Raw genomic sequence first — 13287 nt, forward strand, 5'->3', positions numbered from 1 at the left:
TCCGACGCTACGGCCCGTGGGAGGTCGCCGCCTTCGGACTATGTGGCGGTTACCGTCGGCGCACGGCGTGCCATATCAGCCGTTCGTCGATTCCTCGTCACCGATTGCTTGCCTAGGGTGAAACAGGCGTCGTCGGTCGGCCGACGGCTGCCCATCCCGGGCCCTGCACCGGGCTCCCTCGTGCCCGAAGGACTATTTCGCGAATGCAAAGCCATAGCTGGACACATACCCGCCAGCCGCCGCCGCAGTTGCGACGGACCGGTTCTTCGCGCAGACACCTCCCGAACGCCCTCAGCATCGGCCGGATCCTGATTACACCGATCTTCGGGGTAACACTGATCCAAGCCGGGGACGGGCACAGCTGGCGGGCTGGCGCGCTTTTCGGCGCAGCCGCGCTTACGGACCAGATCGACGGTTGGCTGGCAAGGCGGTGGCGAGCGGAGTCACGGCTCGGCGCGCTGGTCGATCCACTTGCCGACAAGCTGATCATCGGTACGGCCATGGTCGTGTTGATGCACGCCGGCCGGATTCCGGAAGTGGCCTTCGCATTGGTCTTGCTTCGGCAAGGGGTGTTGTGGGGCGCGCGGGCGTATTCGCGGGGGCGCTACGGCTTTCCAGTCAGTCGCATGGCGCGGGCCAGCGCATGGGTTCTATATGCGTCGCTGTGGCTGATCATCATCACGCCTCCCGGTACGCGTTGGCCGCTCGGGCTGTTCTGGGTCGGCATCGCTTTGGCACTCGCCGAGGTCTGGCCGTACACGCAGGTGCTGAGGAGACATTCCCGGCGGCCATCCGACACGGTGCCGGGCGCCGCGGATCTGGTTGACCAGGGTGGCCAGCTTCGCGACAGAAGGGATGCGGCATGGACGAGGGTCTGATTCGGGTAGGCGGACGTCGACTGGCGTACTGCACGTATGGCCCAGCGGAGGGTCTACCAGTTTTCCTCTTCCACGGCTGGGGGGAGTGCCGCCTGACCGTCCCACCGGACGTGTCCGTGATCGAGGAGCTCGGGATCCGACTCATCACGATCGACCGCCCCGGTGTCGGTCGCTCCGACCCGGAGCCAGGTCGAATGCTGCTCCACTGGCCCCCCAACGTGGAAGCGGTCGCCGATCACCTCGCCATCTCGTCGTTCGCGGTGGTCGGCCGCTCAGCCGGAGCCGCATATGCCGCCGCCTGCGCCTTCAGCCTGCCGCATCGCGTCATGTCGGCCACGCTCATCAGCGGCGTCGGACCGCCCTCGACGGGTGCCTGGAAGCTGCTGGCCACCTCCGATTTCCGGAAGCTGATCTTCTGGCTGAGACTCGTGCCACCGTTGGCGCGCCCGACACTCTGGCTCGGGGTGCGGCTGATCCGTCCGCATGTTCGTCGTCTGCTCGATCGGCACATCGCCGGCCTCCCCGCAGCCGACCAGCAGGTGTTGGGCGATGGCGCGATGCATGCCATGCGTGTGTCGAGTCTGCAGGAGGCGTTCTGTCAGGCAGAAGTCGGGATCTATCACGACGCGCTGCTGTTGGCGCGCGATTGGGGCTTCGACCCGGCAGCCATCAGCACGCCGGTTCGAATCTGGCACGGCGAGTCGGACACGATCGTCAACGTCGAGTTCGGCCGCCGCCTCGCCACTGCGATTCGGCACAGCCGGTCGTCCTTCACCGCCGACGCTGGCCACTACCTCATGTTTACCCACTGGAGGCAGATCCTCGAGGCCGTGGTGGAGGACAGCCGGGCCGAGCACGTCGCGGCCAACGGACGCGGCACCGCATCACCGGCCCGGCGTGACGAGGTGGAGCTGCCCCGGGTGCCGGACCTTACGAGCGGACCGTGAGCCGGAGGCGAGGATGAGCAGGCGCACACACACCAGCCGACTGGCCGCAGCCCTGCTGCTCGGCTCCGTCCCGTTCGCCCAGTGGGTCGCGCGAGTCGCGGCCGCCCAGGACCTGCGTCGCGTCGACAACGGAACCGTCTCCGCCACTGGCGTCTTCCGGGTTGCTGGCCATCTGCCGTTTGTTGCCGTCTGCCTATTGGACGTCGGCAAGGGAGCGACCGCCGCCCTGATGATCCGGCATCTGCCGCCGGGCACGCGAGCGGTTGGGGCGGGACTGGTCGTGGTGGGCCACAACTGGTCACCGTTTCTCCAGGGCGCCGGCGGCCGGGGCGTCCTACCAGCGTTGGGAGCCCTCGCCGTCGCCCACCCCACCGGCGCCGCAGTGCTACTCGGCGGGATCCTCGGCGGATACGCGCGGGGGGACACCGCTCCCGGCTGTTTCCTCGCCCAAACTCTCCTGACGCCACTGCTCGCGCTCACCGGCGGCCGGCGGGCTGCCCTGTTCGGCGCGGCGGTGGCCGCGCCGATGCTGGCCAAGCGGATCGCCGGTAATGGAACGTACGGTCGACCGGCCAGCGCCCGCACTTACTGGACCCGAGCGGTGTACGACCGTGACCGGCGTTGACGAACGGACAGTGTTGATGCTGACCAACAGCGACTTGACGCACGACAGGCTCTTTCTCGACGCCGTCGAACAGATGATGCTCGCCGAACTCGACCGTTGGGACTGGGGGCCGGTGCCAGAACTACGCCGTATGGTGGCATCGCAGCTGACCAGAGGCGGCAAGCGGCTACGACCACTGTTGGCCTGGACGGTCGCGGAGGCGTACGGGCGGAGCTGGCAGGACATTGTCGCGCCCGCCACCAGCGTGGAGCTGTACCACCTCGCGTCGTTAGTCCTCGACGACGTGCAGGACAACTCTGACGTTCGACGGGGCCGTCCGGCCCTGCACACCACCGCGGCGACGAGTACCGCGATCAACGTCGCCGCCGTCACCAGGTCTCTCTCCTACCACCTAATCCATCGATGCGATGGGCCGACGCCCCAGCAGAAGCTGGCGTTGCACCGTGAGCTGGACACCGCCGCCACGTGTCTGGTCATGGGACAGAGCATTGACATCGGGTGGGGCGCCGGCTGGTACGGACAGCCTGCAGACTTTCCTTACCTTTCGATGGTGCGGTGGAAGACCGGCTCCCTCTTCGGCTGTGCGGCAGCGATGGGAGCGGTCATCGCCGGAGCGCCGGATACGGACACAGTCCGGGACTTCGGCCTGGCCTTCGGCTCCTTCTACCAAGGGGTGGATGACTACCTCGACACCTTCGGTGACGAGACCGTGCTCGGTCGTCCCCGACTCGAGGATTTCCGGGGTGGCAAACTGAACGCTCCGCTGCTCCGCCTCCTCGACGTGCTGACAACGGCCGGCGACGGCGAGACGGTCAAGTCGATCCGCGATGGCTTGGGCGATCGCGATGCGAGCTGGGAGTGGTTGCTGGACCTGATGCACCGGCACGGAATCGCCGATGCCCTCCGCCGAGACCTCGCCCAGGAGGCCACTCACCTGGCCGCCGAGCACGCCGCCAACATGCCGACCGGTCGCAGCGCCGGCATGGCCCGCCTGATCGACACGGTGATGCGGCGGGCGGGCATCCCCTGGCAGGACCCCGCCATCACAGCGCACGTCTGAGGTCCGGCCATCAACACGTCAGTCGGTGGCGCTCCGGGCCGCTTCCCGCGTACCAGCCGCCGTGCGGTGTCCACCATGACCGCCGTCGCCGTTCTGCTGATCGCCGCCCTGGCACTGCGTCATCAGCTTCACTACGTGCCTCGGAGCCTTGCGTTGCTGACGTCGGCCGCACCGGGATGGCTCGCCGGCGCCGCGGTGCTCAGCATCTGGTCGGTCGTGATGCTCGCGGAGCAACAACGTCGGTTGCTCCGAGCCCTGGGCACCCGCATGTCGCCGTGGCGCGCCGTCGGCATCGCCTATGCGCAGTCCTCGGTCGCGATCACAGTGCCCGGCGGATCAGCCGTAGCGACCGCGTTCACGGTGCGGCAGTTGCGCGCCGGCGGAGCATCGCTCGATGCGGCCGTCGCCACGGTCGCCCTGTCCGGAGCCGCATCGGTGCTGGGCCTCATGGCTCTCTGCCTGCCTGGAGCGGTGCTGGCCGGCGTCGGCGAGGCTCTGCAGATGGAGGGAGCCGCTACGATTGCGGTGGCACTCGCGATCACGTTGGCCCTCCCGGCAATGCTGCGGTCACTGCCTCCGCTCCTGCTGCGATACTGGCAACACCGCACCGCCCAACCACGCCGGCGGATGCGTGCCCCCTCCTGGGTCGTACGACGCTGGTGGCGCATGGGTCGAAGTCGGAAGCTCGGGCGCGACACCTTCGACGCGATGCGCCGGCTGCGAGAGCAGGACTGGTACGCCGCCGTGGCGTTCGCTGTCCTCAATTGGTTTGCGGACGCGTGCTGCCTCGCCGCCGTCGCCCGCAGCATGAAGATCGACGTAGAACTGGCGGTCGTTGGCACCGCGTACCTCGCGGTGCAGGCCGGCAAGTTTATCTCTCCGATTCCTGGCGGCCTCGGCGTCGCGGAACCGACCCTGGTGATGGTGCTCTGCGCCGCAGGCGTCGATGTGCTACCTGCGACCTCGACGACGCTGGTGTATCGAGCATTCTCCTACTGGGCTGTGGCGCTCGTCGGCCTGCCCCTATGGCTACGGCTTCATCGAAGGGCAGCAGCCACCGCCGGATGAGCGACGACGACGGACCGTCAGCCGAACGACCGGCTCACCCTCACCCGGTCGTTCAGCCTGTCGAGGGCGCCGTCAACCACCCGCCGCGACGCCGGGAACAGCATCGGCATCGCTTGTGCGACATGGCGGGGATGCCGGCCGGAGAACGCCCTGATCAGCTCTTCTCCCTCCGGTGACGGCCCAGCCGTCGACTGGTCGAATTCCCGGCAGGACCGTTCAGTCGCTGGCACGGTGGCCAGGTTGGCGGCAAGCAACCGCATGACGTTGGTGATGTAGCACCAGTAGCGCTCGCCGACGGCAGGCGACAGCTGCTCGTCGCGGTGCGCGCGCAGACGAAGCGGCGCGATCGCGAGCAATCCGCCGATGAAGTGCATGTATGGCACCGTCATTCCGGGATATTGCAGATGGGCTTCCCGCAACCGTTCAGCTCTACGCATGACCTTCTCGTCCCGGATGCCGGCGTTTCCTGGGCCGCCCGCCCCGAGCCCGATGATTCCATTCAGGAATTCCCTTTCGCGGTGACCGTCGATGGCCGTCCGAAGCGAAGCGGTGGGGCCTGCGGCGCGCACAGCCAACAACGTCGGGTTCGCAAAGTACGTCAGCAAGACGAAGCTGCCCGCGGTCTCCACAACTCCGGGCGTGGACCACACTGCGCGGCATGCGGCAAGGTCCGCTTCATATTCGGCTGATCGCACGTACCGGGCCACATCGGCAAATTGGTCCGGCCTGTGTTCGCCTGTCATGAAGACATTCTTCCGCCGCATGACGATCCGGGAACCCTCCTATCGTTCGCGGTTGCCCGCCATACGGACGGCGCCGGCATGCGGAATGGCACGTGCGATTCGCCTCGCCAATTAGGGCGGAGCGTCCCGGCCGCACCCGCGGATGACAATGTCCGTACCGTCTCCACTGCGTTTGGCCCCACGACGCACAAGGGGATCAAGGAGTCGACGCCGAAAGATCTCGTGTGTGGTCTTGAAACCGATCGGGCCGACCAGAATGGCACCGAGAAGTAGCCCGCGTCTTCCGTCGATCAAGCCCAACAGCGGCAGCAGTGCGAACGCCGCCGCACGCATGAACACCAGGACCCGACGCGTCAATATGCCCATCACGAGGCACCCGAACATGAAGACGGCGCCCGGCCATGCGACCACCAGCAGGGCTCCGGTCGCCGTGGAGATGCCCCGGCCACCCCGCCCCCGCAACAGTGGCGACCAGTTGTGGCCCGTGACGGCGAGCCCGCCAGCCACCGCGGCCAGCAGCGGACGGTCCGGGCCGATCAGCGCTGGTCCCACCATTCCCTTGGCTACTTCGAGCACACCGGCGAGGACGGCCGGACGCAGGCCGGCTGTCCGGTGAAGGTTCGCCGGTGTCGTTGTGCCGGTGCCAGCATGGCGAAGATCCAGACCGGCGTACCGGTGCGCGACCAGATTCGAGAACGGAACCGCTCCAACGAGGTACGCGAGCACGAGCACTGCGAAGTCCCACACGTGGTCCGCCACACCCATCCTCCAGTCGTCGCACGGCTACTGGATTTCGACGACCCCGCTGGTGCCGTCCACCGTGACGGCCATGCCGTCCGCCAGACGAGTGGTGGCATCGACCAGCCCCATTACGGCTGGAAGGCCGTATTCCCGTGCCACGATCGCGGCGTGCGCCGCCACGCCGCCGCTGTCGACGCACAACGCGCAGATCCGGCCGAACACCTCGGTGAGCGCCGGTACCGCAGCGGGCACGACGAGGACTTCACCGACACCAACCTGGTCGATAGCGGTTGGGTCTCGCAATACCCGCACCCGCCCGGTGGCCCTCCCGGGGCTCGTGGCCACGCCCCGCAAGGTCCCACTCGCCCCCGCGCCGGCGGACGGGCCGAGGGACGGAAGCAAGACCCGGGAGAGCAGCAAAGGCAACCTGCCGATCATGCTCGGCGGTGTCAGCCGGCGCTGCCGGTTCCGCTCCTGCCGGCGCTCGGCCACCACCGCCCGGAGATCGCCGGTCACCTTCCCGCCACTGGCCGCCGCCAGCTCGGCCCTGGTCAGGAAGAAGACGTCGTCGGGATCGTTGATGAGATTGCCCGCGAACAACGCCTCGCCGACCCGCAAGATGGCCTTCCGCATCGTCGGCCATCCGACCGTGAACCAGTCGCTGTGCTCCTGCCGCAGGAGGGCGGCCCGCTGCGTCACCTCGAGTAAACGGTCGAACCGGCGGCGTGCCCGCCCCCGCAATGCCCGTCGGCATGCATTCTCGGCGGCCACCCGCTCGACCGCCGCACGGCGTTGCCGCAACTGGAGGTTGCCGTCCGTCGTCGCGTGCGGTGTTAGCTCTCCAAGGGTCGGATGGATCCAGTCCAGGCTGAACACGGCATGCGGCTGCGGCAGGTGGTCTGACAGACCCTGCAACAGGGTCTTACTCGGTACCGGCACCCGGTGGGCCAGGTGGCGACGGTGGAAGCGGTCAAGGGCTTCTTCAGCCCGCCAGGCAGCACCACCGCTCAGGACCAAGGACCAGAAGCATTCGCCGGCCAGGTCGGCGAGTTCGTCGACGATGGCGAGCAGCTCAGTCGGTTCCGCCGTCTCCACCTGCGGTGTCAAGCGGGCGACGGCGGAGCGGTAGCGGAGCAGGAGGTCCCCGTGCCACTCCCGCGCATAGCGCCGGTGCGCCATGACGTCGGACCACTCTGGTCGGCGGCGGCCGACGAGCGTCGCCAGCGCGAGCCGCGGACGACGGAGGAGGCCGGTGACAAGGAGTGTCTGGCTGCCCACGCCGATCGGGGAGTGGAAGTACCAGCCATTGACCAGAACATGCAAGGGCGCCGGCGCGAGGAAACCACCTACCTCCCGCTGCCGCTGGCGGAAGCGTTCCTCAATCCGCTTCAGCAACCAGGACTCGCACAGCGGCGCGACCGGCTCGGGCAGCCACTCGCCGAGGCGGATGGTGCGTAACCAGCCACCTCGCGTCGGTGCCGTCCACGCTACCTCCGCGGGCAGGGCGGTCATCGGACGTAGCTGCAGCACCACGATCCTGCCGTCCACCATTGCCCACTCCAGGTCCTGGGGCCGGTCAAGCTGCGCCTGCATGGTCTGGAGGAGGTCCGCCACCATCCGCGCATCAGCCGCGGTAAGTATGCCTCCGGCCGGCTGACGGCAGCGCGCCTTGCCAGCCACCACGTCCCATTCCTCAGGTATGGTCACGCCGCCTACCAGGCTGGTGCCGCTACCCCGGACTGCGCTTACGATGATGGTGTTCCGATGACCGGTCAACGGGTCCGCGCCAAAGGCGACCCCGGCCAGCTCGGCGGATATGTACCGCTGCACAAGGACCGCCATGCGCGCATCCGTTATCCGGACTTCGGCTTGATAGCTGGCCACCCGCGACTGCCGGGCGGAGCGGCTGCAGGCGACCACGGCCGCTTCCAGGCCAGCCACGCCTCGGATGTCGAGATAGCTTTCGTACTGGCCGGCGAACGACGCGGCGTCGGAGTCCTCCGCAACGGCAGACGACCGCACCGCCCATGATGCCTCCGGTTGTTCCTCAACCAGCGACTGGAGGGACCGGCGGACGCAGTCGGGAACTATGGGCTTGTTGTGCTCTTCTGGACGGATTCTTGAGAGCGTTGGCACCGTCACCACAACACCGCCAGGCACCGGAAATCCAGCCTGCCGCAGCGTGGCCAGGGTGGCCGCCTTGCCGCCGGTCAGCGTGGGGTCGCAGGCGAGCGGTTCGTCTAGCCCGACGACCGGGGGGCAACTTATCTCCGCTGTCATCGCAGCGCCAGCAGGGCGACCGTCCCGAGCAACCAGGCCCGTCGCATGAACCGCATGAGATCCCATATGTCCACTGGCGGCCGCCCGCGGTGCAGTCGATAGACGACGTACCAGATCGGAGCGACTAGAACAGGTACGGCAATCGTGACGTACACGAGCAGACTACGGGTGAGAGGCACGGCCGCGAACACGGTGATCGTGAGTGCGGTGGCGAGAGCAACCAACGTCCTTGTCGAAGTCCGGAATCGTGTCGCAGTTGCGAGGGTCCGTAGTCCGGCCGCTGCATCGCCGGCCCTGTCGGCCAACGTCTTGAGTACCTCGTACGCGAGCATGAACTCGAAGGCGAGGAGCGCAGCGCACAGCACTTGGCCGGTCACGTTGCCGGCAGCAGCGGCGCCGAACAGGAGTGGAGAACTGGCGCAGGCGGCAACCAGAACGTTGCCGAACAGAACGGTGCCCTTCAACCGGGCCGAGTACAGGAACGAGACGACCAGCAGGGCCGCCATGACGGCGATCAGAGTGGTTCCCAACGGAACGGTGGAAACCATGGCCAGAGATGCGGCTCCGGCTGCCGCGGTATGCGCGCCGCGCGATGAAATGCGACCAGCTGGCAGCGGTCGATCAGGCTTGCCGAGGGCATCGACGTCGACATCCGCAATATCATTCACCACGTTTGCGAACGCAATGGCGGCGGCGATGCTCGCGGCCGCTGCTGCGCTCCGCGCGGGCGTTCCTACCATGGTGCCGGTTCCGAGGTAACAACCGACGAGGGTCGCCGCCGCTCCGGCGATGCAACTTCGTATCCGCACGATCGTCAGCACCGCAGCGATTCGCCCTGTGATCGTCTGCCGATCCTCGCGGGTCCTGCGCTGAACGGTATCGGGCGTGATCACCGACGACAGCTCCGACTTGTCCGCCACACCGCGTATCGTAGGTGTGGGGATACGGCGCCAACTCCATCACGAGGCCGCCGAGGTAATCCGTTCAGTCAATATTGTTTCGCCTTGTCGGGTACCCTGGAGTTAGCTCAACAGCGACTGCTGACATGATTCGTCTGGAAACGAACGTCCGGTTCGGAGGCGGGTGTACGCAGCGGGTTCTCACCAAACGATCATGTGGTGAGAAGACGGCATGCGCCGTGTTGGCTCAACCCGCAAGCAGGGAGACGGAGCGCAAGTACCTAACGCCTCGTCTCCGCCGCCGATAGTGACGGTGTTGTCGGCGGCCCACGCTCGAACATCTGTCGGCGCGTCCTGATGGGCCCCAGCCGCTGACCTGCTGCCGCCAACAGGAGGCAGTGGTGTCAGTGGTGGAAACCGTTGTCTCGATGTGGTTGGCGCCCTACGCTGGTCCATCCGGAGACGAACATCCCAAGCCCGAACCCGACAACCGGACTACCAGCGCCGGCTCGCACACGAGGTCAACGAAGATCAAGTGACGTTGGAGTATTAGCAGACCTGGCCGTCCACAAGAAGCACGCGATGCAGCTCAGGGCCTGGCCAGTCTCGGCTTGCGGCCACGGGTGGATGTAGCAGCGGTAGTGATCGGCGGTGCCGCCGCCGAGACCATCTTCAACGTCTCCGACTGGGCACCAACTCGTCGCCAGCGCACTAGGTGGCCCTGCGGTCGCTGTGGCCGAGTAGTGGGAGCCACTTGCCCGTGCGGTCGTCGGCTTCGTCATAGAGCCACTTGACGGCGCGGCGGGCGGCCTCGGAGACGTCCTTGCGGCCCGCCTGCTCCTTGCCCATGAGGAGGCGCCGATGGCCTCGGTGTTGTGGCCGGCGCAGTGCGCGCACAGCGGGTCCAGCTCCAGCCCTCCTAGATAAGGCCGGTGACCGAGTTGATGCGGAAGTCGTAGCCGATGTCGCTCCAGCCCCTGCCCGCAGTTGGAAGTCCTGCATCTGGCGCGGGGTCTGCGTCGCGCCGGCGGCCGAGTAGTGGCCCTCGAAGGGCGGTCCAGCCAATGATGAACGCTGCTTGTCCTCCCGGCAATATGGATCGTGCTGTCCGGGGCGGTCCCGCGCATCTGAAGACTGTTCACTTCTCGATCTTTCGTTCTGAAAAATTTACAGGTGCTTTCATCACCGCCAATGATCGGGTGAGTGGCCGGGGTGCAACGGGCTGATTGCACGCCTACCCGCCGAGTGCAATAAAGGGGTCATGGATGCCCAGAGCGGTTCCGGGAGCCGTCGTGGTCGGCCGTACCGTACACCCCGGCCGACGCCGGGACGGGCCGGATGGTCGGAGCAACAGCACCGGATCGGCTGGCTGCTCCGGGTCAACCGCCTCTACGGGCCGGAGGAGCGGTGGCAGCGGGAGTTGGACTTCGCCGCCGACTTCCAAGGCGGTTGCTGGGCCGAGCGCACGAGCATCCACCGGATTTCGCGGTGGGAGACAGCTGCGGTCCGCGTGCCCTACCTGGCGGTGCGCCGGTACGAGGAGCTCCTACAATTGCCGGCACATCGGCTCGTCGTCCTGATCGATAGCATCTACCGCTACTCCGCTGCGGTTTCCGGCGCCGCGCCCTTGTTGCAGAGGCCGCCGCACCATTACGTACCGGCGACCGTCGATCGTATGGACGAGCTGCTGGAGGCCGTGCGATCTGACGACGTGGTAACCGGGGCGGAGTGGGATGAGTTGACGGCACTGGTCGCCGGGGCAGGTCAGGTCATTCTGCCCCAGTCTACGTGGGCGCTCTTGGCGGAGCGGCTCCTGGCCGAGATGATTGTGGCCGACGGCGTGGCCTGGGCTCAGCGCTATGAGGCACTCAATCGCCTGCTCGCCCACCCGCTTGGGCAGCAGCCGGCAGTCGCGGCCTGCGCCAGCCTCGCAGCCGACCGCTCCAACCAGGTGTTTGTGGAGACGGTCAGTGTGCTGGACGCAAGCCCCCACCCCGACGCGGCTGCACACGTAATCAGACAGCTCATCAATCCCACCAACGATCGGGCCCAGTACGGCGCTCTGCTCGCCTGCGTTCGCAAGGTGCGCTACGGGCACTTCACCGAGTCCCAGATACGACGGCTGGTGCCGATCGTCAACGAGCTCGCCATCGATCCCGCCTACTACGAGGACACCAGGCTGCTCGCCACCGAACTGCTGCGGCGGATCCCGGCGGACCTGCCCGCCGACGCTCGCCAGCGGCTGCGCCACGCGGCCAACTCGGCCGCCGTCGCACACCGTCTTCCGCACGGAACCAACCCTAAGCGCTCCTTGGCGGAGCGGATCGCCAACACCACAGTGGCCAGTATGGCCAGGGAAGCTCCACGCTTTCCGGACACGCTGCTGCCCAGCTTGGTCGAGGAGATGCTGTTCAGTCCGGTCTTCGACGTGCGGTTGTACGCGGCGATCCTGCTGTTCGGCACGCCATACCGTGCGCCACTGGCGTCCGCCCTGGCGCTTGAGCTCGCCGGCCAGATTGCGAACGGCAGCACCGAGGTAGCCCGCGCACTGCTCGAAGCACTCCGCATCCTGGGAAGCGGCGAGCAGCGCGCTCTCGTCGAGCGACTGACCGTCGCTACCGGTCTGCCCGCCGTGGTCACCCTCGCGGCGGCCTCGGCGATCGGACACCTAGGCGGCAGCAGCCCCGACCACTACTGGACAGGTGCGATCGACCAGCACATCCGACTCTGGCGGACGACCGGGAGCGGGACGAGCGCGTCGGTATTGAACGGGCTGATCTATGGCCTCGGTATTACGCGCAACAGCGCTCTGCTCTGCCGCGTCCGCGCACGTCCGGATGCCCCCCATCCCGCCCGGGCCGCCGCTGGCTGGTGGCTCAATCTGCGGAGGTCCGTGTACGAGAGCGCGAACCGATAGCCGCACCGCAGCAGGCTCACCGGATCGCCGCTCCCAGGAGACAGCCGCCGTACGGCCTGCCGGCGCTGGCGGGCATCACGACACGTGCCGTCACGACCGCTTCGGGTAGGAACTGATTTATTGCACTCGTCCCCGTCGCCTGCAACGGGTCATCCGCCTGCGAAGGCGTGGTGGATCCTCAGCTCAGTGCTTTGCGTTCGCGTCAACGCCACTTAGTCGCGGACCTGACCTGTGGCAGGGGCCGACTCAAGGCAGCTAGGGGTCCAAATGGTGTCCAGCCGAGGAGGACAGATGCGCGACCAGAGAATCCCTGTGGCCCCAAGATGGCTGCGAGCGTTAAGGGGTTGGGCAGGCCAAATGGGAATTAGAAAGGCCCTTGCTTGCTTATCGGCTCTTGTCCTAGGGGCGATTATGCCGCTAGCTCTTCCGAGCGCTCCAGCAATGGCGGCGACGCCCGTGGTTAACGTGCAGCCACCGATGTCCGGAAACTGGGCCAGTTATGGGACGCAGCCGGGCTACCCCGACTACCACCACATCATTTGGGGTGGCGACTGGGCTACCGACTTTTACGCGCCCGCAGGATGGACCGTCCGCACCCGCGCCTGGCCTGCATCGCAGGTAGGCGGAGTGCAGTACTACATCAGTGACGTCACGGGCACCTGCGGCGGCGGTTACTGGGCTGGCTGGACCGTTAAGGTTGACTTTTGGTACAACGGGGTTATGACCGGTTGGGCAAGGTACGCGCACCTGGACTCTCCTCCCGTTTCACGCGGACAGTGGGTGCCTCATGGGGCGGTCATTGGATATTCGAAGCGCTGGGATTACAGCGATTGCTATCAAGTAAAGAACGACGCTGGCGTTCATGTTCATCTCGAACTCTGGTCTCCTGAAAACTATGCTTGCTACATATCGCGGCCTTCTGGAGCATGGGTGGACTACTGGGGAGTCATTGGGCGCGTGGGGAGCGGGCAAGCCTTCGCGAAACAAAGAGCTTGTTCATAGGTGGCACTCCCACGGCAGAGGGGCGGTGGTGATCACCGCCCCTCTCCGTCAGCACGGTCCGGCCAGGCGGTGCCGGCACACACCAGGCAGGCGCTGACCCCGCATGACCGCGTGACGCGGTGGAACT

11 protein-coding genes are annotated in these 13287 nt (G+C 66.9%); 6 read left to right on the forward strand and 5 right to left on the reverse strand.

The window, feature by feature from the left end; genetic code table 11:
• The first annotated feature begins 203 nt into the window (after positions 1 to 203).
• The 5 genes from GCE86_RS08780 (at position 204) to GCE86_RS08800 (ending at position 4578) form a co-directional block, all read left to right on the forward strand.
• Entirely contained in the window at positions 204 to 878 is a 675-nt protein-coding gene (locus GCE86_RS08780; RefSeq protein ID WP_154226481.1) for a CDP-alcohol phosphatidyltransferase family protein, read from the forward strand.
• 116 nt (positions 879 to 994) lie between these two features.
• On the forward strand, positions 995 to 1825 hold the full coding sequence (locus GCE86_RS08785; protein ID WP_244317234.1) for an alpha/beta fold hydrolase: 831 nt from the start codon (positions 995 to 997) through the stop codon (positions 1823 to 1825).
• A 13-nt stretch (positions 1826 to 1838) separates the two neighbouring features.
• Entirely contained in the window at positions 1839 to 2450 is a 612-nt protein-coding gene (locus tag GCE86_RS08790; protein ID WP_154226483.1) for a glycerol-3-phosphate acyltransferase, read from the forward strand.
• A complete protein-coding gene (locus GCE86_RS08795; protein ID WP_163636789.1) occupies positions 2437 to 3510 on the forward strand; it encodes a polyprenyl synthetase family protein in 1074 nt (357 codons plus the stop codon). Before GCE86_RS08790 ends, GCE86_RS08795 begins: the two co-directional genes overlap by 14 nt.
• Before the next feature lie 75 nt (positions 3511 to 3585).
• Positions 3586 to 4578, forward strand: coding sequence for a lysylphosphatidylglycerol synthase transmembrane domain-containing protein (locus tag GCE86_RS08800; RefSeq protein ID WP_154226485.1), 993 nt, complete (start codon positions 3586 to 3588; stop codon positions 4576 to 4578).
• Positions 4579 to 4595: 17 nt separating this feature from the next.
• On the opposite strand, the gene GCE86_RS08805 is transcribed toward GCE86_RS08800, so the two are convergent.
• From GCE86_RS08805 to GCE86_RS08825, 5 genes are all read right to left on the reverse strand, one after another.
• Positions 4596 to 5321 (reverse strand): hypothetical protein, encoded by a 726-nt coding sequence (locus tag GCE86_RS08805; protein WP_154226486.1) that lies wholly within the window; start codon positions 5319 to 5321, stop codon positions 4596 to 4598.
• A gap of 111 nt (positions 5322 to 5432) precedes the next feature.
• Positions 5433 to 6080: a glycerol-3-phosphate acyltransferase gene (locus GCE86_RS08810; protein WP_163636787.1), complete on the reverse strand. Its 648-nt coding sequence runs from the start codon at positions 6078 to 6080 to the stop codon at positions 5433 to 5435.
• 24 nt (positions 6081 to 6104) lie between these two features.
• Positions 6105 to 8342: a PEP/pyruvate-binding domain-containing protein gene (locus GCE86_RS32320; protein WP_163636785.1), complete on the reverse strand. Its 2238-nt coding sequence runs from the start codon at positions 8340 to 8342 to the stop codon at positions 6105 to 6107.
• Positions 8339 to 9262 carry a UbiA family prenyltransferase gene (locus tag GCE86_RS08820; RefSeq protein WP_154226489.1) on the reverse strand — a complete coding sequence of 308 codons (924 nt, stop codon included), beginning with the start codon at positions 9260 to 9262 and terminating at the stop codon, positions 8339 to 8341. Before GCE86_RS08820 ends, GCE86_RS32320 begins: the two co-directional genes overlap by 4 nt.
• Positions 9263 to 9952: 690 nt before the next feature.
• The gene (locus tag GCE86_RS08825) at positions 9953 to 10090 is read right to left on the reverse strand and encodes a hypothetical protein (RefSeq protein ID WP_154226490.1); all 138 of its coding nucleotides are present in this window, start codon (positions 10088 to 10090) and stop codon (positions 9953 to 9955) included.
• 412 nt (positions 10091 to 10502) lie between these two features.
• Here GCE86_RS08825 and GCE86_RS08830 point away from each other — a divergent pair, with 412 nt between their 5' ends.
• A complete protein-coding gene (locus tag GCE86_RS08830; protein WP_154226491.1) occupies positions 10503 to 12158 on the forward strand; it encodes an XRE family transcriptional regulator in 1656 nt (551 codons plus the stop codon).
• Positions 12159 to 13287 lie beyond the last annotated feature (1129 nt).

The organism is Micromonospora terminaliae, from assembly GCF_009671205.1.
GTDB classification, from domain to species: domain Bacteria; phylum Actinomycetota; class Actinomycetes; order Mycobacteriales; family Micromonosporaceae; genus Micromonospora; species Micromonospora terminaliae.